Annotated in this window: 21 protein-coding genes; 9 read left to right on the top strand and 12 right to left on the bottom strand. The window is 71.4% G+C overall.

Annotation, left to right across the window (positions count from 1 at the left end; genetic code table 11):
- Positions 1-122: 122 nt before the first annotated feature.
- Together BW996_RS12235 and BW996_RS12230 are read left to right on the top strand one after the other, a co-directional pair.
- Positions 123-2,162 (top strand): M3 family metallopeptidase, encoded by a 2,040-nt coding sequence (locus tag BW996_RS12235; RefSeq protein WP_037478427.1) that lies wholly within the window; start codon positions 123-125, stop codon positions 2,160-2,162.
- Positions 2,159-2,707 (top strand): lipocalin family protein, encoded by a 549-nt coding sequence (locus BW996_RS12230; protein ID WP_241461830.1) that lies wholly within the window; start codon positions 2,159-2,161, stop codon positions 2,705-2,707. Before BW996_RS12235 ends, BW996_RS12230 begins: the two co-directional genes overlap by 4 nt.
- A gap of 22 nt (positions 2,708-2,729) precedes the next feature.
- Here BW996_RS12230 and BW996_RS12225 read toward each other — a convergent pair whose 3' ends face one another.
- The 6 genes from BW996_RS12225 to rsmI all read right to left on the bottom strand — a co-directional run bounded on the left by BW996_RS12225 (position 2,730) and on the right by rsmI (position 11,372).
- Positions 2,730-3,908 (bottom strand): glycosyltransferase, encoded by a 1,179-nt coding sequence (locus tag BW996_RS12225; RefSeq protein ID WP_175619121.1) that lies wholly within the window; start codon positions 3,906-3,908, stop codon positions 2,730-2,732.
- A gap of 121 nt (positions 3,909-4,029) precedes the next feature.
- On the bottom strand, positions 4,030-5,574 hold the full coding sequence (locus BW996_RS12220) for a M16 family metallopeptidase (protein ID WP_081837953.1): 1,545 nt from the start codon (positions 5,572-5,574) through the stop codon (positions 4,030-4,032).
- Complete coding sequence (locus tag BW996_RS12215; protein ID WP_051631570.1) at positions 5,571-6,983, bottom strand: M16 family metallopeptidase; 1,413 nt, start codon at positions 6,981-6,983, stop codon at positions 5,571-5,573. The genes BW996_RS12220 and BW996_RS12215 overlap by 4 nt, the downstream gene beginning before the upstream one ends.
- 111 nt (positions 6,984-7,094) lie before the next feature.
- A complete protein-coding gene (locus BW996_RS12210) occupies positions 7,095-9,374 on the bottom strand; it encodes a sensor domain-containing diguanylate cyclase (RefSeq protein ID WP_051631571.1) in 2,280 nt (759 codons plus the stop codon).
- On the bottom strand, positions 9,371-10,288 hold the full coding sequence (locus BW996_RS12205) for a transporter substrate-binding domain-containing protein (RefSeq protein ID WP_051631572.1): 918 nt from the start codon (positions 10,286-10,288) through the stop codon (positions 9,371-9,373). The genes BW996_RS12210 and BW996_RS12205 overlap by 4 nt, the downstream gene beginning before the upstream one ends.
- A 73-nt stretch (positions 10,289-10,361) precedes the next feature.
- Entirely contained in the window at positions 10,362-11,372 is a 1,011-nt protein-coding gene (rsmI, locus tag BW996_RS12200) for a 16S rRNA (cytidine(1402)-2'-O)-methyltransferase (RefSeq protein ID WP_375131044.1), read from the bottom strand.
- Between rsmI and BW996_RS12195 the strand changes: the two genes are divergently transcribed.
- From BW996_RS12195 to BW996_RS12185, 3 genes are all read left to right on the top strand, one after another.
- Entirely contained in the window at positions 11,359-11,766 is a 408-nt protein-coding gene (locus BW996_RS12195; RefSeq protein WP_037478490.1) for a YraN family protein, read from the top strand. The two genes, rsmI and BW996_RS12195, sit on opposite strands and share 14 nt — an antisense overlap.
- Positions 11,767-11,838: 72 nt before the next feature.
- Positions 11,839-12,426, top strand: coding sequence for a phosphoheptose isomerase (locus BW996_RS12190; RefSeq protein WP_037478432.1), 588 nt, complete (start codon positions 11,839-11,841; stop codon positions 12,424-12,426).
- 40 nt (positions 12,427-12,466) lie between these two features.
- Positions 12,467-13,075 (top strand): BON domain-containing protein, encoded by a 609-nt coding sequence (locus BW996_RS12185; RefSeq protein ID WP_037478492.1) that lies wholly within the window; start codon positions 12,467-12,469, stop codon positions 13,073-13,075.
- 27 nt (positions 13,076-13,102) lie between these two features.
- Here the strand turns inward: BW996_RS12185 and BW996_RS12180 are convergent, their stop codons facing one another.
- The 3 genes from BW996_RS12180 to BW996_RS12170 form a co-directional block, all read right to left on the bottom strand.
- Positions 13,103-14,002 carry an NAD(P)-dependent oxidoreductase gene (locus tag BW996_RS12180; protein ID WP_037478434.1) on the bottom strand — a complete coding sequence of 300 codons (900 nt, stop codon included), beginning with the start codon at positions 14,000-14,002 and terminating at the stop codon, positions 13,103-13,105.
- Between the two features lie 34 nt (positions 14,003-14,036).
- Positions 14,037-15,236 carry a PilT/PilU family type 4a pilus ATPase gene (locus BW996_RS12175; RefSeq protein WP_081837954.1) on the bottom strand — a complete coding sequence of 400 codons (1,200 nt, stop codon included), beginning with the start codon at positions 15,234-15,236 and terminating at the stop codon, positions 14,037-14,039.
- A gap of 68 nt (positions 15,237-15,304) precedes the next feature.
- Complete coding sequence (locus BW996_RS12170; protein ID WP_037478436.1) at positions 15,305-16,348, bottom strand: type IV pilus twitching motility protein PilT; 1,044 nt, start codon at positions 16,346-16,348, stop codon at positions 15,305-15,307.
- Positions 16,349-16,422: 74 nt separating this feature from the next.
- Here BW996_RS12170 and BW996_RS12165 point away from each other — a divergent pair, with 74 nt between their 5' ends.
- Both BW996_RS12165 and BW996_RS12160 read left to right on the top strand, forming a co-directional pair.
- Positions 16,423-17,130 (top strand): YggS family pyridoxal phosphate-dependent enzyme, encoded by a 708-nt coding sequence (locus tag BW996_RS12165; protein ID WP_037478439.1) that lies wholly within the window; start codon positions 16,423-16,425, stop codon positions 17,128-17,130.
- 163 nt (positions 17,131-17,293) lie between these two features.
- Positions 17,294-17,800, top strand: coding sequence for an Hsp20/alpha crystallin family protein (locus BW996_RS12160; RefSeq protein ID WP_037478441.1), 507 nt, complete (start codon positions 17,294-17,296; stop codon positions 17,798-17,800).
- A gap of 22 nt (positions 17,801-17,822) precedes the next feature.
- On the opposite strand, the gene BW996_RS12155 is transcribed toward BW996_RS12160, so the two are convergent.
- Positions 17,823-18,149, bottom strand: coding sequence for a hypothetical protein (locus BW996_RS12155; RefSeq protein WP_037478443.1), 327 nt, complete (start codon positions 18,147-18,149; stop codon positions 17,823-17,825).
- A 131-nt stretch (positions 18,150-18,280) separates the two neighbouring features.
- Positions 18,281-18,760, bottom strand: coding sequence for an Lrp/AsnC ligand binding domain-containing protein (locus BW996_RS12150; protein WP_037478496.1), 480 nt, complete (start codon positions 18,758-18,760; stop codon positions 18,281-18,283).
- A 98-nt stretch (positions 18,761-18,858) separates the two neighbouring features.
- Here BW996_RS12150 and BW996_RS12145 point away from each other — a divergent pair, with 98 nt between their 5' ends.
- Both BW996_RS12145 and proC read left to right on the top strand, forming a co-directional pair.
- Positions 18,859-21,915, top strand: coding sequence for an L-glutamate gamma-semialdehyde dehydrogenase (locus tag BW996_RS12145; protein ID WP_051631573.1), 3,057 nt, complete (start codon positions 18,859-18,861; stop codon positions 21,913-21,915).
- A gap of 175 nt (positions 21,916-22,090) precedes the next feature.
- Complete coding sequence (gene proC / locus BW996_RS12140; protein ID WP_037478445.1) at positions 22,091-22,930, top strand: pyrroline-5-carboxylate reductase; 840 nt, start codon at positions 22,091-22,093, stop codon at positions 22,928-22,930.
- A gap of 578 nt (positions 22,931-23,508) precedes the next feature.
- Here the strand turns inward: proC and BW996_RS12130 are convergent.
- Positions 23,509-24,429 carry a LysR family transcriptional regulator gene (locus tag BW996_RS12130; RefSeq protein WP_037478448.1) on the bottom strand — a complete coding sequence of 307 codons (921 nt, stop codon included), beginning with the start codon at positions 24,427-24,429 and terminating at the stop codon, positions 23,509-23,511.
- Positions 24,430-24,496 lie beyond the last annotated feature (67 nt).

Here is a 24,496-nt window from a genome sequence, read left to right as displayed (position 1 = left end):
GGCACCCTTGCGGATGCCCGTGCCGCCCCCAGATGAAGCCCTGGTCGGTTACGCTGGCCGGGGCTTCGTGCCATCCGGCGCGTGGCCTGTCCGTCCCCATTCGCCTTCCAGCCCTGCTGCCCATGCCGATGACCGACACCGCCGCCAATCCGCTGCTGACCTCCTCCCCGCTGCCGCTGTTCGACGCCATCCGCCCGGAGCATGTGAGCCCGGCGCTCGACGTGCTGCTGGCCGACGCGAACGCCGCGCTCGAGACCGCAGTCGCCGCCGACACCCCGGCCGACTACGACACGCTGTCGCGCACGCTGACCGTGGCCACCGAGCGCCTGGGCGGGGCCTGGGGCGCCGTCGGCCACCTCAAGGGCGTGGCCGACACGCCGGAGCTGCGCGCCGCCTTCAACGAGAACCTGCCGCGCATCACCGAGTTCTACACCCGCCAGGGCGCCGACGAGCGGCTCTACGCCAAGTACAAGGCCATCGCCGCCAGCCCCACCGCGGCCACGCTGAGCGCGCCGCGCCAGCAGGCCCTGTCGCACTGGCTGCGCGACTTCGTGCTCTCCGGCGCCGAGCTGCAGGGCGAGGCCAAGGTGCGCTTCGCGCAGATCCAGGAGCGCCTGGCCGAGCTGAGCCAGAGCTTCTCCGAGCATGTGCTCGACGCCACCGACAGCTTCTCGTACCTGGCCACGACGGAGGAGCTCGCCGGCGTGCCCGAGGACGTCCAGGCCGCCACCCGCGCCGCCGCCGAGGCCGCGGGCGAGACCGGCCACAAGCTCACGCTGCACATGCCGGTCTACCTGCCGGTAATGCAGTACGCCGAGAACCGGCCCTTGCGCGAGCGGCTCTACACCGCCTACGTCACCCGCGCCTGCGAGGCCGGCCCGCCCGAGCGCGACAACACGCCGGTGATGGCCGAGATCCTGCGCCTGAAGCAGGAGGAGGCCGCGCTGCTGGGCTACCCGAGCTACGCCGACGTCTCGCTGGTGGCCAAGATGGCCGAGAGCCCGAAGCAGGTCACCGATTTCCTGCGCGACCTCGCCGCCCGCGCCCGCCCCTACGCCGAGAAGGACCTGGCCGAGCTGCGCGCGTTCGCCGCCCAGGAGCTGGGCCTGAGCGAGCTGCAGTCCTGGGACGTGTCCTTCGCCGGCGAGAAGCTCAAGGAGGCGCGCTACGCCTTCAGCGACCAGGAGGTGAAGCAGTATTTCACCGAGCCGAAGGTGCTCGCCGGCCTCTTCCGCATCATCGAGACGCTGTTCGAGGTGGCGATCCACCCGGACACGGCGCCGGTCTGGCACGAGTCGGTGCGCTTCTACCGCATCGAGCGCGGCGGCGAGCTGATCGGCCAGTTCTACCTCGACCCCTACGCACGCCCCGGCAAGCGCCCCGGCGCGTGGATGGACGACGTCAAGGGCCGCTGGCTGCGCCCGGACACCGGCGCGCTGCAGACGCCGGTGGCGCATCTGGTGTGCAACTTCTCGGCGCCAGTGGGCGGCAAACCCGCGCTGCTGACGCACGACGAGGTGCAGACGCTGTTCCACGAGTTCGGCCACGGCCTGCACCACATGCTCACGCAGGTGGCGGACCTGGGCGTATCGGGCATCTCGGGCGTCGAGTGGGACGCGGTCGAGCTGCCCAGCCAGTTCATGGAGAACTTCTGCTGGGAATGGGAGGTGCTCCGGCACATGACCGCCCATGTGGACACCGGCGAGCCGCTGCCGCGCGCGCTGTTCGACAAGATGATCGCCGCGAAGAACTTCCAGAGCGGCCTGATGACGCTGCGCCAGGTGGAGTTCGCGCTGCTCGACATGCGCCTGCACGCCGAGCCGGGCAGCGACGCGCGCATCCAGCAGATCGTCGACGAGGTGCGCAACGAGGTCGCGGTGATGAAGCCGCCGGCCTTCAACCGCTTCCAGCACACCTTCTCGCACATCTTCGCCGGCGGCTACGCGGCGGGCTACTACAGCTACAAGTGGGCCGAGCTGCTCAGCGCCGACGCCTGGAGCGCCTTCGAGGAAGAAGGCGTGCTCAACCCCGAGACCGGCCGGCGCTACCGCCGCGAGATCCTGGAGGCCGGCGGCGCGCGCGACGCGATCGACAACTTCAAGGCCTTCCGCGGCCGCGAGCCGAAGATCGACGCGCTGCTGCGCCACCAGGGCATGGCATGAAGATCGCCCGCCTGACGATGGCGCTGGCCGGCGCCGCGCTGCTGGCCCTGGCCGGCTGCGCCTCGGGCCCCAGCACGCCGGCCGCGCCGCTGCCCACCGTGGCTTCGGTCGATCTGGCGCGCTACGCCGGCGCCTGGTACGAGGTGGCCTCGCTGCCCAACCGCTTCCAGAAGCAGTGCGTCGCCGACACGCAGGCTCGCTACCGCGCGGTGGGCGAGGACATCGAGGTGCGCAACCGCTGCCGCACCGCCGACGGCACGGTCGCCGACATCACCGGCATCGCCAAGGTGGTGCCGGACAGCGGCAACGCCAAGCTGCGGGTGAGCTTCTTCCGACCCTTCTACGGCGACTACTGGATCCTGGCCTTCGGGCCGGACCAGCGCTGGGTGCTGGTGGGCGAGCCGAAGCGCCAGTTCGGCTGGGTGCTGTCGCGCACGCCGCAGCTGCCGGCGGCCGAGCTGGACGCCGCGCTGGCGCGCGCCGAGGCGCTGGGCTATGCCCGCAGCGCCTTCAAGGCCACGCCGCAGACGCAGCCGCTGGACTGAGCAAGCGACCCGGCCGGCCGGCTCAGGCCGCGCGCCGGCCGGTACGGCCAGCCACCACCTGCTCGCAGACCTTCAGCGTCTCGACCGCCACGTCGTCCCAGGTGCGGCTCATCGCCGCGGCGATGGCGGCGTGGTCCCAGTCGCGGTCGAGCGCGTCGCGCAGCGCCTTCGTCAGCGCGCCGGCGTCGCGCGGCGGGATCAGGATGCCGTTGCGCTCGTGCAGGATCTCGCGGGTGCCGCCGACATCGGTGGCCACCACCGGGCGGCCGCAGGCCACGCCCTCGACGACCACGTTCGGATAGCCCTCCGACCAGCTCGGCAGCGTCAGCACATCGGCGGCGTTGATCCACTCGGCGACCTGCTCGGGCGGCTGGCCGCCGGGCAGGTGCACCCGCTCGGTCAGGCCAGTCGAGTGCACCAGCTCCATCAGCTCGGTCTTCATCACGCCGTCGCCCACCAGCGCCAGCGTGACCTTCGGATCGTCCTTGGCCAGCGTCTGGAAGGCGGTGATCAGCTCGCGCATGCCCTTGGCCTCGACGAAGCGGCCGACGTACACGATCATCTTCTCGTCGGACCTGACGCCCCACTTCGCGCGCAGCGCGGCCTGGTCGAGCGGCTTGAACACCGCGGTGTTGAAGCCGTTGATGATGGTGTGGACGCGGTCGGCGGGCGCGCCGAACTCGCGGATCGAGTACTGGCGCATCGCCTCCGAGACGGTCAGCAGCGCGTCGACGCCGTCGATGGTGCGGCGGGTCATCTTCTCGTTGACGCCCGAGCGCACATGGATGTCCGAGCCCAGCGCGCCCACCACGCAGGGCACGCCCAGCGCACGCGCGGTGCGCAGCGCGGCGAAGCCGTCCGGATAGACCCAGTAGGCCAGCACCAGATCGGGCTTGAAGCGGCGCACCCGGGGGGTGAGCGACCAGCTGGCGATGTGTCCGTTCCAGCCGCGACTGACCACCGGCAGGCCCATGTAGTCGAAGGTCTCGACATCGCAGCCGTCGAGCTGGTAGTCGGGACCGATCGAGCCGTAGATGAAGCTGCGCGGGCGCAGGCCCGGCACCTTCGGGTACTGCATCGTCTGCAGGAAGGTCTTGACGGTGGCCAGCCGACCGAGCGAGCGGGCGGTCTCATGGATGTAGCGGCCCCGCGTCTGGTCGTGCGGAACGGGCAGCATGGGCGTGACGAGGGCGATGCGCATCAGAACAACGGCAATAAGGTGAGAAGAAGGCGACCGGAGCGGCCGACCGGAATTGTCGGTGCAAACCCGGGCCCGCCGGTGAGCATCCGATGACGCGATGGCGCGATGTGTCCGGACTGTCTCAGCGGCGCAGCACGGGACTGTCGAGCACCAGGTCGGCGGCGGCCAGCCGCAGCGCCTTCGGGTCGAGCGCGGCCAGCGCCGGGCCGGCCGCATCCAGCGGTCCGACCACCAAGGTGCGCAGCGCTGCGGCCGGCCAATGGCGCTGCACGAAGCGCTGCACGTCCATGCTCTCGACCCCGGCGATGCCCGCGGCAAAGCAGCTCAGCTCGCCCAGGCCGATGCCCTGGGCCCAGAGCTCGCCCAGGCGCGCGTTCAGGCCCTCGTCGGTATCGAGCCGGCGTGCCAGCGAGCCGATCAGCGCGGCACGCCGGGCCGCCAGCTCCTCGGGCGTCGGCGGCTCGCGCCCGGGCGAGAGCACCCGCTCGCGCATCAGCTGCGCGACCTCGGCGGCATGGCGCGACGCGGTGCGCGCCTGGGCGATGAACAGACCGCCGGCGCGCTGCTGCTCGATGCGCGCGTCGGCGCCGTAGGACAGGCCGCGGCGGATGCGCACCGCCTGGTTGAGCCGCGCCGAGTAGCCGCCGCCGATCACGGTGGCCGCCATCTGGCCGGCGCGCCGATCCGGCGCGTCGAGCGCGACATGCGGCGCGCAGACCAGCACCGCGGTCTGCGCCGCGCGCGGCAGATCGACCAGCAGCGTGGCCGGCAGCAGCGGCTGCGGCGGCGCGCTGGGCATCTCGTGCGGCATCGGCGCATCGGCGATGCGCCAACCTGCGAACATCGGCCGCAGCAGCGCCCGCGCCGCGGCCAGGTCGATGTCGCCGGTCAGCACCACCGCGACCCGGTCGGGGCGGAACCAGCGCCGGTGCATCGTCAGCAGGTCCTCGCGGCGCACCGCCGAGAGACTCTCGGGCGTGGGCACCGCGCCGTGCAGGCTGCGGCCCCAGACAGTGCGCCGCGCCACCAGCGCCGCCAGCAGCGCCGGATCCTGCAGGCGCAGGCCCAGACCGTCGAGCGCCTGGGCGCGCACCTGCTGCAGCTCGGCCGCCGGCAGCAGCGGCCGGCGCAGCAGGTCGACCAGCAGCGCCAGCGCCTGCGGCAGCAGCGGCGTCATCACCGTCATGTCCAGCCAGATCTGGCTGTCCTGCGCGCCGGTGCCGATCGAGCCGCCCAGCGCCTCGGCCTGACGTGCCAGCGTCGCGCCGTCGACCGGCCGGCCCTGGCGCATCGCGCCGCGCGCCAGCATCTGCGACAGCAGCAGCGCGCAGCCGCTGCGCCCGGGCGGATCGGCCGCGCTGCCGCAGCGCACCCGCAGCGCGATGCTGACCAGCGGCAGGTCGCGACGCTCGGCCACGATCAGCGTCGGGCCGACCTCGCCGAGCAGTTCCTGCTCGACCTCCGGCACATGCACCGGCACCGGCTCGCCTGGTGGCGGCAGCAGCGGCGAGGGATCGGGTTCGCCCAGACCGGGCGGCCCGCCCCCGGCGCGCACGACCGTCGCGCAGCCGGCCAGACCGGTCAGGCCCAGCGGCACCGCCAGACCATGCCCCCAGAGCCGCGCCAGGCAGGCACGGCGATCCAAACGATCCGGCCAGGCCGTCATCGCCGCCCCCGCTGGACGTAGTGCAGCGTCACCCGGGGCTGTGCCAGCAGTTCGCGCAGCACGCGGCGCACGTCATCGACCTGCACGGCCGCCAGGCGCTGCAGCTGCAGGTCCGCCATCTCGGCACCGCCCGAGAGCATCTCGGCCCAGCCGGCGGCCAGCGCCCGCCCCTCGGCGGTCTGGCGGGCCGACAGCGCCTCGGTCAGCAGCCGGGTGCGGGCCTTGTCGATCTCGGTGGCCGGCAGCGGCCCGGTCGCCAGCCGGTGGATCTCACGCGAGAGCGCCTCCTCCAGCCGCACCAGGCGCGGATCCAGGCGCGGCTCGGCGCCCTGCACCGACGGGCCGGCGGCGATCGCCCAGGCGTTGAGCATGCCGGCATCGGCCAGCAGATCGGCGCTGAAGCCGGCGCCCTGGGCCAGCCGCTCACGCTCGACCAGCGCCGCCACCAGCCGCGAGGAGTCGCCATCGCCGAGCAGCGCGGCCACGAGGCGCCAGACCGGCGCATCCGGATGGCGCGCCGGCGGGCCCGACCACATCAGCGCCACCGCCGGCGCCGGCACCTGCGCGGCGGTCAGCACCAGGCGCTGGTCGATCTGGCGCGGCGGCTCGACCACCGTGACCCGCGGCACCGGCGCGTCGGGGGCGCGCAGCGACCCGAAATGGCGGGCCACCAGCGCCGGCAGCCGCTCGGCATCGAAGTCGCCGGCCACGATCAGCACCGCGTTGTCCGGCCGGTAGTAGCTGCGATGAAAGCGCTGCACATCCTCGAGCGTGGCCGCGTCCAGATCGTCGATGCGACCGATGACCGGGCGCCGGTAGGGGTGGACAAGCCAGAAGGCGGGCGCCATGCCGTGGAACAGCGGGCCGTAGGGATCGTCGAGCACCCGCTGGCCGAACTCGGCCTGCACCACCGCGCGTTCGCTGCGCAGATTGTCGGCATCGACCTGCAGGCCGCCCATGCGCTCGGCCTCGGCCCACAGCAGCCGCTCCAGGTGGGCCGAGGGCACCAGGTTCAGATAGGCGGTGGTGTCCTCGGCGGTGAAGGCGTTGTTGTGGCCGCCGACATCCTCGGTGAGGCGATCGAAGGCCTCGTCGGGCAGATGCCGGGTGCGCTTGAACATCATGTGCTCGAACAGATGCGCGAAGCCCGACCGGCCTGGCGGATCGTCCTTGCCACCGACCCGGTACCAGAGCTGCACCGCCACCATGCCCGCCCCGGCGCGACCGGGCCGGCGCTCGTCCGGCAGGGCCAGCACCTGCAGACCGTTGGCCAGCGTCCAGCGCCGCGGCTGCAGCCGCGGCAGCGCGGGCCATGCCGGGCGCAGCTCGTCGCCGGCACGCGCCGGCCCCCGCGGCAGCGCCAGCAGCGCCGGACCGGCCAGCAGCATCGCCGCCAGCCGCCGCCGCACACGCCTGTCCTCATCGCGGCCTGAGGCCGCGCTCCCGATGCTGCGCTCCACCGTGTCCTGTTCCCTCGGTCCGCTCGTCTCCCGGGGCGCAAGACTACACCGAGCCGGCCCTCAGGGCGGTGTCAGGTCGGTGTCGCCGCGGTGGTGGAAGCGCAGCGCGTTGCGCCCTTCCCGCTTGGCCTGATACATCGCGGTATCGGCGCGGCGCATCAGCGTGGCCTCGTCCTCGCCGTCCTCGGGAAAGACCGCGATGCCGATGCTGAAGGACACCTGCAGCTCCGGCAGCGCCCCGAGCCGATAGGGCCGGGACACCTCGGACAGGATGTGGCGCGCCACCCGCTCGGCATCCAGCGCCGCTTCGACCTGAGGCAGCAGCACCACGAACTCGTCGCCGCCGAGCCGGCACACCGTGTCGCTGGCGCGCACCGCACCCCGGACCCGCTGCGCCACCGCCTTGAGCAGCTCGTCGCCGGCATCATGGCCGTGGCGGTCGTTGATCTGCTTGAAATGGTCCAGGTCCATGAACATCAGCGCCAGCGGCTGATGCTGGCGGCGGGCGAGCCGCAGGGCCTGCTGCAGCCGGTCCTGCAGCAGCAGCCGGTTGGGCAGCCCGGTCAGCGCGTCATGGTGGGCACGATGCGCCAGCGTGCGCGCCAGATCATGCGCGGCGGTCATGTCCTGCAAGGTCAGCACCACGCCGTCGAAGCCCTGTCCGCCGGGGGCCGACATCGGCAGCACGATCTCGCGCACCACCCGCCAGGAGGCATCGCGGCGCACCAGCCGGCAGGAGGTCGGCTCGGGCCGGGTGCGGTGGGCCAGGCAGAACGCGACCGGATCGGGCGGCACCGGCTCGTCATCGGCGACGCCGCGTCGCGACAGCCAGCCCGCCCAGTCGCGGCCACGCGCCTCCTCCAGCATCCAGCCGGTCATCGCGACCGCGGCTGGATTGAGGCTGCGGATGCGTCCGCGCGCATCGATGCCGATCACCGCATCGCCGATGCATTCCAGCATCGCCGCGGTGCGCTGGTGCTCGGCGGCCAGCTGCTCGGCCAGGCGCTTGCGGGTGACATCCTCCAGCACCGCCAGCGACCGCAGGAAGCGCCCCTGCGCATCGCGCTCGCTGATGGCCGACAGCAGCACGTCGACCGGCCGGCCGTCGCGGGCCAGCATGCGGTACTCGACATCGCGGCACTCGCCGGTGCGCAGGAACTGCGGCAGCACCTGCTCGATGGCACGCCGGCGCGATTCGGCATCCAGGAAGTCGGTCGAGGGGCGGCCGATGACATCGCGCTCGTCGTAGCCCAGCCGCTCCAGCCAGAGCCGGCTGACCGCCAGCATGCGGCCGTCCGGCCCGATCGAATGCATCATCGCCGGCGTGCGCTCGTACAGATGGCGGTAGCGCTCGCGCTGCGCCTCGAGCGCAAGCCGGCGCTCGCGCGAGGCCCCGACCGCCGCCGACAGCAGCAGCTCCGGCAGCAGCATCACCACCAGCGACAGGTGCAGCAGCACCCCCTGCCAGCGGGCGGTCGTCGGTGGCTCGGCCACCAGGCCGGTGGCCACCATCGCGCCAAAGACCAGCGTGACACCGAGCACCAGCAGCTGCAGGCGCAGGAAGTCCAGCAGCACCGCGCCGATCATCAGCGGCAGCGCGATGTAGACAAACGGATGGACCAGATGCAGCAGCGCCAGCACCGTCACGCCGGCTCCGGCGAGCATCAGCACCAGGGTATCGGCATGGGTGCGACGCCGGTCCGGGCGCTCGGGGGTCGGGCTCGGCCAGGACTGCGCCAGCGCCGCCAGCAGCAGCGGCAGCATCACCAGGGAGCCGATCACGCCGCCGAGCGCCTGGTTCAGCCAGATCACCGCCACCGGCGTGCCCGGCAGTCCGGCCGAGGTGAGCATCAGCAGCGGCAGCGACAGGCTGGCCGACAGCAGTGCTGGCAGCAGCACCGCCACCAGCCCGACCTGCGCCAGCACCGCCGGACTGCTGCCGATCTGCTGACGCTGCGCCACGCCCTGCAGCATCCAGGCGCCGGCCGCAGTCGCCATCAGGTGGCCCGGCATCCAGGCCAGCATCAGATCCAGCCGCCCGCCGAGCAGGCCGGCAGCCAGGGTGCCGCCCATCAGACCGACCAGCACCGCGGCACGCATCGAGGACCGACAGAGCAGCAGCAGCACCATGCCAAAGGCGTCGGTGAACCAGATCGCGATCTGGCTGCCGGGCTGGCGCTCGAGCAGCAGCGTCAGCGACACCAGCAGCAGCGCACCGAGCAACGCCAGCACCGGCGCACGCCAGAGGGCCGCGTCCAGATGCTCGCGCAGGACATCCTCCAGGCACGGACCGGACGGCTGGGGCTGCAGCTCCGGGCCCAGGGCATCGGTCGGGTTCATGCCTCACCCGCCGCACGGCTGCGGCTGCGGCGGCGCCAGCCGATCCAGCCCGCCAGACCGACGGCCAGCAACAGCAGCACCGCGCCCAGCCGCTCGGTCCACAGCCGCAGCCCGGCGCGCGCCGGCGCATGGGTCTGCACCGACCAGTGCGCCAGCAGCGCCTGGCGCCGGTCGGCCGGGATGCGGCGCAGCGCCTCCTCGAGGGCCTCGCCGATCTCGGGCCGGTCGCGGCGCCAGGCAAAGCTCAGCGCGTACTCGAAGCCGATCGGCTCGCCGACCACGAAGCCGGACAGGCCATGCTCCCGCGCGATGAAATGCACGCTGGCGACATCGACCACCAGCGCGTCGACCTCCCCGCGCAGCATCCGGCGCAGGCCCTCCAGATCGCTGTCGACCGGCTGCCAGCGCACGCCGGGATGGTGCTGGCGCACATGCGCCTCGACCGCATAGCCGCGGCCGACCGCCACCGCACGCCCCTCGAGCGCCTGCAGCCCGCTCAGCGCGGTGCGCGCGACCAGCACCGCCGGCACCCGCACATAAGGCCGGGAGAAGGACAGGTACTGCGCCCGCTCCGGCGTCGGCCGCAGCGACGACAGCAGGTCGACCTCGCCACGGCGAACCGCGGCGAGCTGCTCGGCCAGCGGGCGCGGCGGCAGCATCTGCAGCGGCAGGTCGGCGTGGCGCCTCATCTCGTCGAGCAGGTCGACCGACAGGCCGCGCACCCGGCCCTGGCGGTCCTGGTAGACAAACGGTCCGTAGTCGATCTCCGGCGCGAAGCGCCAGACCGTCTGGGCCTGCGACCGCCCGGGCAGCAGCAGCGCCAGCATCAGCCCTGCCAGCAGCACCATCAGCTTGAGCTTGAACGGCACGACATCCCCCTGCAGGCGAGCAGCGCCCGGCTGGAGCCGGATCATGGTCCTCTCGCGGTTTCATTCTCGGCGCGAAACCACGGCGCGTGCAAGCTGGCTCCCCCGGGGGAGCAAGGCTTCAGCGCCGGCCGCGTTCGCGCCGGACCGGGGCGCGCCGCTCGGGCCAGTCCGCAGGCGCCGGCGGCACGGCGTCGGCATCCGCCTCGCCGCCGGCCTTCAGCGCCAGCGCGCGCGCATACAGCTCGCCCTTCGGTGCGCCGGTGGCCCGCACCGCCAGCGCCACCGCCTGCTTGAGCGGCAGCTCCTCGAGCAGCACCTTCAGCAGCTGATCGGCCGAGGCGGCCGCGGCGCCACCAGCCTCCTCGGCCTCGGGCGCCGGACGCGCGTGCAGCACCAGCACGAACTCGCCGCGGCGGTGGTCGTCGCTGGCGGCCAGCCAGGCGGGAAAGGCCTGGGCCGCGAGCGTGTGGATGGACTCGAACTGCTTGGTCAGCTCGCGGCAGACGGTCAGGCGGCGCTCGGGCATCACCTCGGCCAGGGCGGCGGCCAGCGCCTCGATGCGGTGCGGCGCCTCGAAGATCACGCAGGTGCCGGCGTCCTCGGCCAGGCGGCGCAGGTCGCGCTCGCGCGCGCTGGCCTTGGGCGAGACGAAGCCGGCGAAGCGGAAGCCCTGGCCCGCGATGTCGCCGGCCGCGCTCAGCGCCGTCACCACGCTGCTGGGACCGGGCAGCGGGATGACGCGAAAGCCCGCCTCGCGCACCGCCGCCACCAGGCGCGCGCCAGGGTCGGAGATCGCCGGCGTGCCCGCGTCGCTGACATAGGCCACGCGCTCGCCGCGCGCCAGGCGCTCGATCACGCGCGGCGCGGCCGCTTCCTCGTTGTGTTCGTGCAGCGCGATCAGCGGCTTGCCCAGGCCCAGGCGCTGCAGCAGCCCGGCGCTGACGCGGGTGTCCTCGCAGGCCACCGCGTCGACCAGCGCCAGCACATGGACCGCGCGCAGGCTGAGGTCGGCGATGTTGCCGATCGGCGTGGCCACGACATACAGTGAGGCGACCGGATGCTGCTGCTGGCCGGCGGCCAGCGCAGCGGCCTGAACGATCGAGGGAGGGACGGAAGTGTCGAGAGTCACGGACGGAAACGCCGGAGGCGCCACAAGGATCGGGATCGGATCGGCCGCGGAGGACCGGGCCCTGCAGCACCTGCAGCGCCACGGGCTGGTGCTGGTGCAGCGCAATTATCGAGTGGCCGCCGGCCCGTCGGCGCGCGGCGGCGAGATCGACCTGATCCTGCGCGCGCCCGACCGCGAGGGCACGCTGGTCTTCGTCGAGGTGCGCAGCCGCGGCCGCAGCGATCACGGCGGCGCCGCCGCGAGCATCACGCACGCCAAGCGCCGGCGCATCATCCTGGCCGCGCGCCACTACCTGCAGCGGCTGCGGGGCGAGTGGCCGCCGTGCCGCTTCGATGTGGTGGCGATCGACGGCGAGGCGCTCGAATGGCTGGTGGCCGCCTTCGACGCCGGCTGAAGCGCCCTGCGCCCTGCACCGTGAAATCCGCCCGAAACGGCGCCGCCTTCGCGCTGGCATATCATCGCCGCCATGCTCGAGCAACGCATCCAACAACAGTTCTTCGACAGTGCCGACGCCAAGTACGCCGCCGCCGAAGTCCTCACCCGGCCGGTCTGCGACGCGGCCCAGATCCTGCTGAACTGCATCACCTCCGGCGGCAAGGTGCTGGCCTGCGGCAACGGCGGCTCGGCCGGCGACGCCCAGCACTTCGCCGCCGAGCTGGTCGGCCGCTTCGAGCGCGAGCGCCCGGGCCTGCCGGCGATCTCGCTGGCCACCGACACCTCGATCCTGACCGCGGTCGGCAACGACTACGGCTACCAGCAGGTCTTCTCGAAGCAGGTCCAGGCGCTGGGCCAGCCCGGCGACGTGCTGCTGGCAATCAGCACCAGCGGCAACTCCGGCAACGTCATCGCCGCGATCGAGGCCGCGCACGAGAAGGACATGGCCGTCATCGCGCTGACCGGCAAGGGCGGCGGGCGCATCGGCGCGATGCTCTCGGACCGTGACATGCACATCTGCGTGCCGCACGAGCGCACCGCACGCATCCAGGAAGTGCACCTGCTGGTCATCCACTGCCTGTGCGACGCCATCGACGTGTCGCTGCTGGGCGAGGACTGAGCCCCTGAGCTCCCACGAAAGGGAAAGGATTCGCAAGATGATGAAGAAGCCCTTGCACCGCGCGGTGCTGCTGTCGGCGCTGCTGGCCTCGCTGCTGTCGGGCTGTGCGCCGATGCTGGTCGGCGGCGCGGCCGTCGGCGGCGCGATGGTGGCCACCGACCGCCGCAGCGCCGGCATGCAGCTCGAGGACGAAGGCCTGGAGCTGAAGGTGCGCCAGCGCATCCGCACCATCGCCGGCGAGCGCTCGCATGTCAGCATCAACAGCTACAACCGCCAGGTGCTGCTGACCGGCGAGGTCTTCAACGAGGCCGACAAGGCCGCCATCGAGCAGGCCGCCGCGAAGATCGACGGCGTGCGCTCGGTGGTCAACGATCTGGCGGTGATGTGGCCGAGCTCGACCAGCGACCGCTCGCGCGACCTGGTGCTGGCCGGCAAGGTCAAGGCCACGCTGATCGACGCGGCCGGGCTGTCGGCGCGCGCCTTCCACATCACCGTCGAGCGCGGCGCGGTCTACCTGATGGGCCGCGTCACCGAGGAGGAGGCGCAGCGCGCCATCGACCTGACCCGCACCGTCTCCGGCGTGACCAAGGTGGTGCGCCTGGTCGAGATCCTGACGCCAGAGCAGCTGGCCAACCTCAAGGTCCGCTGAGCACGCCGGGCACGGCGCGCCGCCGGCTCAGCGCAGCCGGCGGATCAGGCTGGAGGTGTCCTGGCGGCCACCGCCCAGGGCCTGCACCTCGGCATAGAACTGGTCGACCAGCGCGGTCACCGGCAGGCGCGAGCCGTTGCGGCGCGCCTCCTCCAGCACCAGGCCGAGATCCTTGCGCATCCAGTCGACCGCGAAGCCGAAGTCGAACTGGCCGTCCACCATGGTGCGGCCACGGTTGTCCATCTGCCAGCTCTGCGCCGCGCCCTTGCCGATGACCTCGAGCACCTGACCCATGTCCAGCCCGGCGTTCTGGCCGAAGGCGATCGCCTCCGACAGGCCCTGCACCAGGCCGGCGATGCAGATCTGGTTGACCATCTTCGCGAGCTGGCCGGCGCCGCTGTCGCCCAGCAGGGTGACCGCGCGCGAGAAGGCCATCGCGACCGGGCGCATCGTCTCGAAGGCCTCGGGCGTGCCGCCGCACATCACCGTCAGCATCCCGTTGACCGCGCCGGCCTGACCACCGGAGACGGGGGCGTCGACGAAGTCGCAGCCGCGCGCGCGCGCCAGCAGCGCCAGCTCGCGCGCCACGTCGGCCGAGGCGGTGGTGTGATCCACCAGCAGGCCGCCCGGCTTCAGGCCGGCCAGCGCCCCATCCTCGCCCAGCACCACCGAGCGCAGGTCGTCGTCGTTGCCGACGCAGATGAAGACGAGGTCGGCCTGCTCGGCCGCCTGGCGCGGCGTGGCGGCGCTGGCCACCGTCAGGCCGGCATGGGCCGCGACCCATTCGGCCGCCTTCGCGGCGGTGCGGTTGTAGACGGTGACCGCGTGGCCGGCACGGGCGAGGTGGCCGGCCATCGGCCCGCCCATCACGCCCAGGCCCAGGAAGGCGACGCGGCGGGGTTCGATCGGATCGTGGCTGCGGGTCATGGAAACAGGCTCGAGAGTGGAGACAGGCCGCATCCTACGCCCGCGAGGTGCGCGGCAGCGGCGCGCGCAGCGGGTGCGCCCCGATCGGATCGTCGACCTGCCAGCTCTCCGCAGCACGCGCCTCCGGCGGCAGCGGCTCGCCGGCCTTGCGCACGCTGCGCAGCTTGATCTCCAGCCGCAGGTCGCCCAGCGAGTCGGCATGGCGCAGCGCGTCCTCCTCGCTGATGAAATGGCCCTCGTAGAGATCGAACAGCGCCTGGTCGAAGGTCTGCATGCCGGTCTCGCGGCTGCGCTTCATGATCTCCTTGATCGCCGAGACCTCGCCGCGGAAGATCAGGTCGGAAATGTGCGGCCCGTTGATCAGCACCTCGACCGCGGCGATGCGGCCGCTGCCGTCCTGGCGCGGCACCAGGCGCTGCGAGATCATCGCGCGCAGGTTCAGCGACAGGTCCATCAGCAGCTGGTCGCGCCGCTCCTCGGGGAAGAAGTTGACGATGCGGTCCAGCGCCTGGTTGGCGTTGTTGGCGTGCAGCGTGGCCATGCACAGGTGACCGGTCTCGGCGAAGGCGACCGCATGCTGCATCGTCTCGCGGTCGCGGATCTCGCCCATCAGGATCACGTCGGGCGCCTGGCGCAGGGTGTTCTTCAGCGCCGCCTCCCAGCTCAGCGTGTCGATGCCGACCTCGCGCTGAGTCACGATCGAGTTCTTGTGCGGATGCACGAACTCGACCGGATCCTCGATGGTGACGATGTGGTCGTAGGCGCTGGCATTGCGGTGGTCGATCATCGCCGCCAGCGAGGTCGACTTGCCCGAGCCGGTCGCGCCGACCATGATGATCAGCCCGCGCTTGGTCATCGTCAGATCCTTCAGGATCGTCGGCAGGCCGAGCGCGTCGATGCTGGGCAGATCCTTCGGGATGGTGCGCAGCACCATGCCGGTCTGGCCCTGCTGCACGAAGACATTGACCCGAAAGCGGCCGATGTCCTTCGGCGAGATCGCGAAGTTGCACTCCTTGGTGCGCTCGAACTCCGCGAGCTGCTTGTCGTTCATGACCGTGCGCGCCAGTGCCATGGTGTGCTGGCCCGACAGCGCCTGCGGCGACACCCGCACCACCTTGCCGTCGACCTTGATCGCCGGTGGACAGTCGCAGGTCAGGAACAGGTCCGAGCCGCCGCGCGAGACCAGCATCGACAGCATCTGGTTGATGAACTTGGAGGCCTGATCGCGTTCCATGGTGAATCGGTGATGTCAGTGATGTCGGTTGATGTCAGGAGAGGTCCGCCGAGGTCGGGCGGGCGGACTCAGCCGGGAAAGTTCTCCGGCGAGCGCGCCTTGCTGCGCGCCTCGGCCGCGCTGATCAGGCCGCGGCGCAGCAGATCGGCCAGGCACTGGTCGAGCGTCTGCATGCCCTGGGCCTGGCCGGTCTGGATGATCGAGTACATCTGCGCCACCTTGGCCTCGCGGATCAGGTTGCGGATGGCCGGCGTGCCCAGCATGATCTCGTGCGCCGCGACCCGGCCGTTGCCTTCGCGGTTCTTGCACAGCGTCTGCGAGATCACCGCCACCAGCGACTCCGACAACATCGCCCGGACCATGTCCTTGTCGCCGGCATCGAACACGTCGATGATCCGGTCGATGGTCTTGGCCGCGCTGGAGGTGTGCAGCGTGCCGAAGACCAGGTGGCCGGTCTCGGCGGCGGTCAGCGCCAGCTGGATGGTTTCCTTGTCGCGCATTTCGCCCACCAGGATCGCGTCCGGATCCTCGCGCAGCGCACCGCGCAGCGCGCTGGTGAAGCTCTGGGTGTGGGTGTGGACCTCACGCTGGTTGACCAGGCTTTTCTTCGACTCGTGCACGAACTCGATCGGATCCTCGATCGTCAGGATGTGGCCCTGCTCGGTCTCGTTGAGGTGGTTGATCATCGCCGCCAGCGTGGTCGACTTGCCCGAGCCGGTCGGGCCGGTCACCAGCACCAGGCCGCGCGGCTTGAGCGCCAGATCGGCGAAGACCTTCGGCGCCTTCAGGTCCTCGAGCGTCAGGATCTTGCTCGGAATGGCCCGGAAGACCGCGCCCATGCCGCGGTTCTGGCGAAAGGCATTGACCCGGAAGCGCGACAGGCCGTCGATCTCGAAGGAGAAGTCGCAGTCCTGGTGCTCCTCGAAGACCTTCTTCTGCGCATCGGTCATGACCGAATGCACCATCTCGTGCACCTTCGCATGGGGCAGCGGATCGACATTCAGGCGACGCACATTGCCATGGACACGGATCAGCGGCGGCATGCCGGCGGACAGATGCAGGTCGGACGCCTTGTTGCGGACCGCGAATTTCAGCAGCTCGGTGATCTCCATGTGATATCCATATCCCTGTCTGGGCACGGGACTGCCCCGCAAAGCAAAAGACGAAAAACCGCAAGCCGACGATTATGACGACCCTTGATGACTCGATCCAAGTTGTACACCAGCGCCTTGAGGCGGCACGCATCCGCGCGGAACGTGCGCAAGGATCCGTGCGATTGCTGGCGGTCAGCAAGACTCGCACCAGCGACGAGGTACGCGCAGCCCATGCGGCCGGGCTGCGGGCCTTCGGTGAAAACTATGTGCAGGAAGGTCTGGACAAGATCGCCGCGCTGGCCGACCTGCGCACCGACCTCGAGTGGCACCTGATCGGGCCGCTGCAGTCGAACAAGACCCGGGTGGTGGCGGAAGCCTTCGACTGGGTGCATTCGGTCGACCGGCTGCGCACGGCCGAGCGGCTCTCGGCCCAGCGCCCGCCCGATCTGCCGCCGCTGCAGGTCTGCCTGCAGGTCAACATCAGCGGCGAGGACAGCAAGAGCGGCGTGCCCCCGGCCGAGCTGCCGGCGCTGGCCCGGGCGGTGGCGGCCCTGCCGCGGCTGCGCCTGCGCGGCCTGATGGCGATTCCCGCGCCCGCCGAGGGCCTGGAGGCGCAGCGCCGCCCGCACCGGGCGCTGCGCGAGCTGCTGGAGCGCCTGCGCGCCGACGGCCTGGCGCTCGACACCCTGTCGATGGGCATGAGCGACGACCTGGAGGCCGCGGTTCTCGAAGGCGCGACCCTGGTTCGCATCGGCACCGCGATCTTCGGCAGCCGGCCCTCAGCAGCCACGAGGCCTTGAAACCCGCCAGGATCGGCCCATCTGTCCCTCAGGCAAGGCACCGGATGCGCTGCAACCGCCGACACGATCACTGACAGGAGTTGCAAGGCGAACACGCCGCATCGCCACACGGCACCGGCCCCTTGGCCACCCACGCGTTTTTTCCTGACCAGGAGCGACTGCCATGAAGATCGATGACCTCCGCGAGAACCTCGGCCAGTTCTGGGGTTCGGTGTCCGACGGCTGGGAGCGCATGCGCCATTCGGCCTCCGGCGCGCTGACGCGCTTCCGTCCAGGCGAGCAGACCCAGTTGCCCGAGCGCCACGAGATCGATGATCCGCTGCACTTCCCGGCCCAGTCCTGGACGATGCTTGGCGGCGACGTGTTCGAGGACGAGCAGCGGCTGGTGGTGCGGCTCGAGGCCCCCGGCATGCGCAAGGAGGACTTCTCGATCGAGGTGCGCGACGCGGCGCTGCAGGTGCGCGGCGAGAAGCGCTTCGAGCGCGAGTCCACCGAGGGCCGCTGGCGGGTGCTGCAGTGCGCCTACGGCAGCTTCCAGCGCACCGTGCCGCTGCCCACGGCGGTGCGCGGCGAGGAGGCGCGCGCCAGCTATCGCGACGGCGTGCTGCGCATCGATCTGCCCAAGATCGAGCCCGGCCGGCCGGCCAGCGTCAACATCCGGGTCGATTGAGCCGGCAGGCGGCGTGGGCGGCTCAGGGCCGGGCCGGCGCCGGTGCGGGCGCCGGGATCAGCGAACGCTCGCCCGCCAGCGTGGCCACCAGCAGCTCGCGCCGCGTCGCCGGGGCGGGCATGACTGCGGCCTGCGATGCCGCGGCAGGGCTGACGCGCCCCAGATCGCCCGGACAGGGCTGACCCTGGAAGACAAAGCCGCTGGCACTGTCGCTGCGGCACTTGTAGACGCCCGCGGGCAGCTGGGCCAGCGCGGGTGCCGCAGCGCCGGCCAGGCCCAGCAGCAGCGCGATCGCACCCAAGCGGGCGCGCAGGGGCAGACAGTGGATCGTGAAGGTTCCCGAGGGCATGGCAGAGTCCAAGAATCGTTTCAAGAGACGTTTTTCGAGATTCAACCCTCCGGACGGATGATTTCGGACCCCATACCCCGCGAACAAGGGGGATGAATCCCGGTCGGATGCCGCGCTTGGCGTCCTGCGGATCAGAGCTTGATCGCCGCGGTGTTCTTGACCTCTTCCATCACCACGTAGGTGCGCGTCTCGCGCACGCCCGGCAGCGCCCAGATCACCGAGCCGATGAACTCGCGGTAGGCCGCCATGTCGGCCACGCGGGTCTTGAGCAGGTAGTCGAAGCCGCCGGCCACCAGATGGCATTCGAGGATCTCGGGGCGCACCTGCACCGCCGCGCGAAAGGTGTCCATCACGTCCTGCACCGTGCGGTCGAGCAGCACCTCGACGAAGACCATCAGCCCGGCGTCGAGCTTGACCGGGTCAAGCCGCGCCTCGTAGCCGAGGATGAAGCCCTCGCGGGTGAGGCGGCGCACCCGCTCCAGCACCGCGGTCGGCGACAGGTGCACCGCCTCGGCCAGCTTCAGGTTGGAGATGCGCCCATCGGCCTGCAGCAGCGCGAGGATGCGACGGTCGATCTTGTCCAGATCAGTAGAGCTGCGGTCAGTGGCCATGCTGGACATTATCCGGTCTTCATGCCCGATTTTGGCGAGTTATTCGACATCGTGGCGAATACGCTGGAGACCTTTCCAACGCAGCCGAGACCGCCGCCATGAACGCCCTGACCGACCTCCCCGCCCCGGCCGCTCTGGCCGCGACCTTCTCCGACCGCCTGCCGCCGCCGGTGCGCGACGAGTCGCAGCAGGTGGCGCGGCTGCTCGCCGAGCTGCACGGCCGGCTCGACTGGGCCGCCGTCATCGCGCTGGGCACGCCCTGGGTGGACGCGGTGCGCAAGCACCCGGCGCCGTTCTGGGCGATGGAATCGCTGCTGCGCGAATACCCGATCTCCAGCGCCGAGGGCCTGGCGCTGATGCGCCTGGCCGAGGCGCTGCTGCGCGTGCCCGACACCGAGACCGCGCTGGCCCTGACCGCCGACCAGCTCGGCCGCGCCGACTTCGCCGCGCACACGAACGACGGCCAGGAGCACGCGCTGATGAGCCACCTGGCCGCGCAGGCCATCGAGCTGTCGAAGAAGATGCTGCCCGAGCACGGCGACGCCGGCCGCACGGGCGGCCTGCTGCAGCGCCTGGGCGCCAAGACAGTGGTGGCCGCCACGGTGCGCGCCATCCAGCTGCTGGGGCGCCAGTTCGTGCTTGGCCAGGACATCAAGGAGGCGCTGGACCGCGCCGCGGCCAACCACCGCGAGCACCGCCTGCTGCGCCACAGCTTCGACATGCTCGGCGAAGGCGCGCGCACCGACGCCGACGCGCTGCGCTACGCCAAGTCGTATGCCGACGCGATCAGCGCGATCGCCGGGCGCGGCCGCCCGACGCGCCCCGAGGACGGCGACGGCATCTCGATCAAGCTCTCGGCGATCGACCCACGCTATGAGACCGCCCAGTTCGCCACCGTGCAGCGCCGGATGATGCCGCGCCTGCTCGCGCTGGTGGATGCGGCGGCCAGCGCCAACCTGAACCTGACCATCGACGCCGAGGAGACCGAGCGGCTGGAGCTGTCGCTGGCGGTGCTCGACGCCACCGCGGCGCATGTGGCGCAGCGATTCCCCACCTGGCGAGGCCTGGGCCTGGCGGTGCAGGCCTACCAGACCCGCGCGCCGGAAATGGTCGAGGCAGTCATCGAGATCGCCCGCCGCCACGGCCTGCGGCTGATGGTGCGCCTGGTCAAGGGCGCCTACTGGGACGGCGAGATCAAGCGCGCACAGGAAATGGGCCTGTCGGGCTATCCGGTCTGGACCGACAAGCGCCACACCGACCTGAGCTACCTTGCCTGCGCGCAGCGCCTGCTGTCGGCCGCCGAGATCTACCCGCAGTTCGCCACCCACAACGCCGGCACCATCGCGGCGATCCTGGAGATGGCGCGGTCCTCGGGCCGCATCGGCGCCGATCCGGGCTTCGAGCTGCAGCGCCTGCACGGCATGGGCGAAGGCATCCACCGCGAGGTGCTCAAGCGCGCCGACGCACCGCCGCTGCGCATCTACGCGCCGGTGGGCGAACACCGCGACCTGCTGGCCTATCTGGTGCGCCGGCTGCTGGAGAACGGCGCCAATTCCTCCTTCGTGCACCAGCTCGCCGACGAGGCGGTGTCGATCCCGGCGCTGCTGGCCTCGCCGCTGCGCGCGGCCGCTCCGTCGACGCTGCCGCTGCCGCGCCGGCTCTATGGCGAGTCGCGCGTCAACGCGCTGGGCGTCGATCCGGTGGTCGAGCGCGAGCGCGCGCCGCTGCTGGCCCGCCTGGCCGTGCCGATGCCCGCCGCGCCGACCGACGACAGCGCCGCCTCGGCCGCGCTGGCGATGGACGCGCTGCACCGCGCGCAGCCCGGCTGGAACGCGGTGCCGCTGGCCGAGCGCTGCGCCGTGCTGCGCCGCGCCGCCGACCTGATGGAGCGCCAGATGACCGAGCTGGTGGCTCTGCTGGCGCAAGAAGGCCGCAAGACCTTCGGCGACGGCGTGGCCGAGGTGCGCGAGGCCATCGACTTCTGCCGCTACTACGCCGAGCAGGCCGAGGCCCGTCTGGCACCGCAGGCCCTGCCCGGCCCGACCGGCGAGAAGAACGAGCTGTGCCTGCACGGCCGCGGCGTCTTCGTCTGCATCAGCCCGTGGAACTTCCCGCTGGCGATCTTCGCCGGCCAGGTGGTGGCGGCGCTGGTGGCGGGCAACACGGTGGCGGCCAAGCCGGCCGAGCAGACACCACGCAGCGCACGGCGCTGCGTCGAGCTGCTGATCGAGGCCGGCCTGCCCGCCGACGCCATCCGCCTGGTCTGCGGCCCCGGCGAGACGGTGGGCGCGGCGCTGGTGGCGCATCCGCGCTGCGCCGGCGTGTGCTTTACCGGCTCGACCCAGGTCGCCAAGATCATCCAGCGCCAGCTGGCGATGGGCGACGGCCCGATCGTGCCGCTGATCGCCGAGACCGGCGGCCTGAACGCGATGATCGTGGACTCCAGCGCGCTGCCCGAGCAGGTGGTGGACGCGGTGGTGCAGAGCGCCTTCCGCTCGGCCGGCCAGCGCTGCTCGGCGCTGCGGCTGCTGCTGGTGCACGAGGGCGTGGCCGACAAGGTGAGCGAGATGATCGCCGGCGCCATGGCCGAGCTGGTCTGCGGCGACCCGGCCGATGCGGCCCGCGGCTGGTCGGTCGACGTCGGCCCGGTGATCGACGCCGAGGCGCACGCCGGCCTGTCGGCCCAGGTCGCGCGGCTGGAGCGCGAGGCGCGCCTGGTCGCCCGCACCGCGATGGACGCGCGCTTTGCCGCCACCCACATCGCGCCGGTGGCCTTCGAGCTGAAGTCGGTCGGCGAGATGAAGCAGGAGATCTTCGGCCCGGTGCTGCACATCGTGCGCTGGACCGGCCCGGTGGACGCGGTGATCGACCAGGTCAACGCGCTGGGCTATGGCCTGACGCTGGGCATCCACACCCGCATCGACCAGCGCGCCGAGCGCATCGCCGAGCGGGCGCGCGTGGGCAACGTCTACGTCAACCGCAACATGATCGGCGCGGTGGTGGGCGTGCAGCCCTTCGGCGGCGAGGGCCTGTCGGGCACCGGCCCGAAGGCGGGCGGCCCGCATTACCTGTACCGCTTCTGCGGCGAGCAGACGGTGACGGTGAACACCGCGGCGGCCGGGGGCAATGCGGCGCTGCTGGCGGGGGATCACTGAGCGCAGGCCGGGGGATCGCGGCTGGCGTGGGTGGCCGCCTGCGCGGCCATGACGAGGCGAAAAGATGGGGGCAGCCCGTCATCCCCGCGAAGGCGGGGACCCACGCACCGCGCCCCATCCCGTCATCCCCGCGAAGGCGGGGACCCACGCCCGCCCAGACATACACTTGCCCGCCATGACACACGCCCCCACTTCCACGCCCACCTCCCCCACCCTCGCCTTCATCGGCGGCGGCAACATGGCCACCGCCATCCTCGGCGGCCTGGTGCGCAGCGGCACGCCCGGCGCCAACCTGATCGTGCTCGACCCCAACGCCGAGCAGCGTGCACGGCTGGAGCGCGACTTCGGCGTGCGCACGCTGGCGGCGGCCGACGCGACGCTGGCGCAGGCCGACGCGGTCGTCTGGGCGGTCAAGCCGCAGAGCTTCAAGGACGCAGCCGCGCCCTGCGCGCCCTTCGTCGGCGGCGCGCTGCACCTGTCGGTGATGGCCGGCATCCGCAGCGACGCGATCGCCGCCGCCACCGGCTCGGAGCGCGTGGTGCGCTCGATGCCCAACACGCCGGCGCTGATCGGCCAGGGCATCTCGGGCCTGTACGGCCGCCCCGCCGTCAGCGCGGCCGAGCGCGCCCAGGTCGAGGCGATGCTCGCGCCCACCGGCGCGGTGCTGTGGGTGGCGCAGGAAAGCGACCTGGACGCGGTGACGGCGCTGTCGGGCTCGGGCCCGGCCTATGTCTTCTATTTCATCGAATCGATGATGGCCGCGGCCGAGCGCATGGGCCTGTCGGCCGAGCAAGGCAAGCAGCTCGCGCTGGCCACCTTCGGCGGCGCGACCGAACTGGCCCGCCGCTCCGACGAGACGCCGGCCACGCTGCGCGAGCGCGTCACCTCCAAGGGCGGCACCACCTACGCCGCGCTGACCACGCTCGACGCGCGCGAGGTCAAGGCGAGCTTCGTCGAGGCAATGCTGGCGGCACAGAACCGCGCGCGTGAGCTGGGCGACGAGTTCGGGCGGTGAAGCCAAAAACCCGCAGCGGTTTTCGCGGCGGGTTTTTCATGTGGATTGATCGGATGAAATTTACTTTTCATTCGGTCAAATCAACATATTAACTTACCGCTTCACAATACTCATTGTGATGGCGTGGGAAGTATTTTAATCGAAGAGGCTAGCAAGTCCTGCGACAACTGCACTAGCGACGGCAAGTGGAACAACGACGGGAGCAGCAACAGTCGCGAGCGCTGCAACCCCAGCCGCTTCTGCCCCTATAACCAGTGTCCCCATAGCTACGGCACCAAGAGCTGCGCCAGAACCAGCCGCCACCGCAGTTCTTCCTACGCTGACCTCGTCAGTTCCTGCGATTTTTTTAGAAATCTCATTAGCTGCCAAACCAATACCTACAGCTTGCGGAATAGTCATTTTGATTCCCCTACCCTCAAACAGAAAAAACTTCACAGGTGAGGGCAGCCCTGTGACGCCACAAGTAGCAGCCAGCCGGTACAGACCACGTGGCAAGTGTTAGCGCCACGCGCTGTCACTGATGCGATTGCTGTACTGGTGCATCAGCATAACTATTTTCATATTTTTCATCAACGCACCTACCCCCCCCCGGCAGCCACCTCCGCCGCCACCCGCGCCGCCTGCGCCAGCAGATGCGCGCGAAACACCCGCGCGACCGGGCTGAGCGCCCGGCCCTGGCGGTGCACCACATGCCATTGCCCGGGGATCGGGAAACCCGCCACCGGCAGCACCTGCACGCCGTGCTCGCGCGCGCGGCCGTGCAGCGTGTGGGCCGAGAGCACCGACAGGCCCAGGCCGCCGGCCACCGCTTCCTTGATCGCCTCGTTGCTGCCCAGCTCCAGGCGCAGTTGCGGGCGAAAGCCGGCGGCGCGGAAATGCGCGTCGGCCGCCATGCGCGTGCCCGAGCCGCGCTCGCGCAGGATGAAGCGCTCGCCGGCCAGATCGTCGAGCGTCAGCGCCGGGGCCTGCGCCAGAGGGTGATCGGCCGGCGCGATCAGCACCAGCGGGTTGGGCAGGAAGACCGCGTCGTCCAGCGCCAGATCGGCCGGCGGCATCGACATGATCGCCAGGTCGTCGCGCTGCTCGCGCAGGCGCTGCACCACGCCGTCGCGGTTGAGCACCTCCAGCCGGATGTCGATGTCCGGGTACTGCGCGCAGAAGCCGCCCAGCAGGCGCGGCACGAAATACTTCGCGGTGCTGACCACCGCCACCCGCAGCCGCCCGCTCGCCAGCCCCTTCCACGCCGCGAGCTGCTGCTCCCAGTCGACCCACTCGTCGAGCATGCGCCGCGCGGTGGCCGCCAGCGCCTCGCCCGCCTCGGTGAGCTGCACCCGCCGGCCCACCAGCGTGTAGAGCGGCAGCCCGGCCGCCTCCTGGATCTCGCGCAGTTGCATCGACGCGGTCGGCTGCGTCACATGCATGGCCCGCGCGGCGGCGCTGACGCTGCCCTGCTCGGCCAGCGCGAGAAAGAGACGGAGCTGGCGGAAGGTGATGTTCATAGACTTCAGTCTATGTTGTGACGCACAAGAATCGACTTTCACTGAGGTCAAGGCGCTTCTAGCATCG

The organism is Sphaerotilus natans, from assembly GCF_900156335.1.
GTDB lineage: Bacteria > Pseudomonadota > Gammaproteobacteria > Burkholderiales > Burkholderiaceae_C > Sphaerotilus > Sphaerotilus natans.
This window is presented reverse-complemented; position numbering and strand designations above follow the sequence as displayed.

Excerpts from the sequence above, each read along its gene's own strand:
- BW996_RS12175 (WP_081837954.1), bottom strand. The coding sequence starts at position 15,236 with ATGGAACGCGATCAGGCCTCCAAGTTCATCAACCAGATGCTGTCGATG.
- proC (WP_037478445.1), top strand. The coding sequence starts at position 22,091 with ATGACACACGCCCCCACTTCCACGCCCACCTCCCCCACCCTCGCCTTC.
- BW996_RS12205 (WP_051631572.1), bottom strand. The coding sequence starts at position 10,288 with ATGATCCGGCTCCAGCCGGGCGCTGCTCGCCTGCAGGGGGATGTCGTG.
- BW996_RS12150 (WP_037478496.1), bottom strand. The coding sequence starts at position 18,760 with ATGGCCACTGACCGCAGCTCTACTGATCTGGACAAGATCGACCGTCGC.
- BW996_RS12235 (WP_037478427.1), top strand. The coding sequence starts at position 123 with ATGCCGATGACCGACACCGCCGCCAATCCGCTGCTGACCTCCTCCCCG.
- BW996_RS12180 (WP_037478434.1), bottom strand. The coding sequence starts at position 14,002 with ATGACCCGCAGCCACGATCCGATCGAACCCCGCCGCGTCGCCTTCCTG.
- BW996_RS12230 (WP_241461830.1), top strand. The coding sequence starts at position 2,159 with ATGAAGATCGCCCGCCTGACGATGGCGCTGGCCGGCGCCGCGCTGCTG.
- BW996_RS12155 (WP_037478443.1), bottom strand. The coding sequence starts at position 18,149 with ATGCCCTCGGGAACCTTCACGATCCACTGTCTGCCCCTGCGCGCCCGC.
- BW996_RS12185 (WP_037478492.1), top strand. The coding sequence starts at position 12,467 with ATGAAGAAGCCCTTGCACCGCGCGGTGCTGCTGTCGGCGCTGCTGGCC.
- BW996_RS12210 (WP_051631571.1), bottom strand. The coding sequence starts at position 9,374 with ATGAACCCGACCGATGCCCTGGGCCCGGAGCTGCAGCCCCAGCCGTCC.
- BW996_RS12220 (WP_081837953.1), bottom strand. The coding sequence starts at position 5,574 with ATGACGGCCTGGCCGGATCGTTTGGATCGCCGTGCCTGCCTGGCGCGG.
- BW996_RS12165 (WP_037478439.1), top strand. The coding sequence starts at position 16,423 with ATGACGACCCTTGATGACTCGATCCAAGTTGTACACCAGCGCCTTGAG.
- BW996_RS12190 (WP_037478432.1), top strand. The coding sequence starts at position 11,839 with ATGCTCGAGCAACGCATCCAACAACAGTTCTTCGACAGTGCCGACGCC.
- BW996_RS12160 (WP_037478441.1), top strand. The coding sequence starts at position 17,294 with ATGAAGATCGATGACCTCCGCGAGAACCTCGGCCAGTTCTGGGGTTCG.
- BW996_RS12170 (WP_037478436.1), bottom strand. The coding sequence starts at position 16,348 with ATGGAGATCACCGAGCTGCTGAAATTCGCGGTCCGCAACAAGGCGTCC.
- BW996_RS12130 (WP_037478448.1), bottom strand. The coding sequence starts at position 24,429 with ATGAACATCACCTTCCGCCAGCTCCGTCTCTTTCTCGCGCTGGCCGAG.
- BW996_RS12225 (WP_175619121.1), bottom strand. The coding sequence starts at position 3,908 with ATGCGCATCGCCCTCGTCACGCCCATGCTGCCCGTTCCGCACGACCAG.
- BW996_RS12145 (WP_051631573.1), top strand. The coding sequence starts at position 18,859 with ATGAACGCCCTGACCGACCTCCCCGCCCCGGCCGCTCTGGCCGCGACC.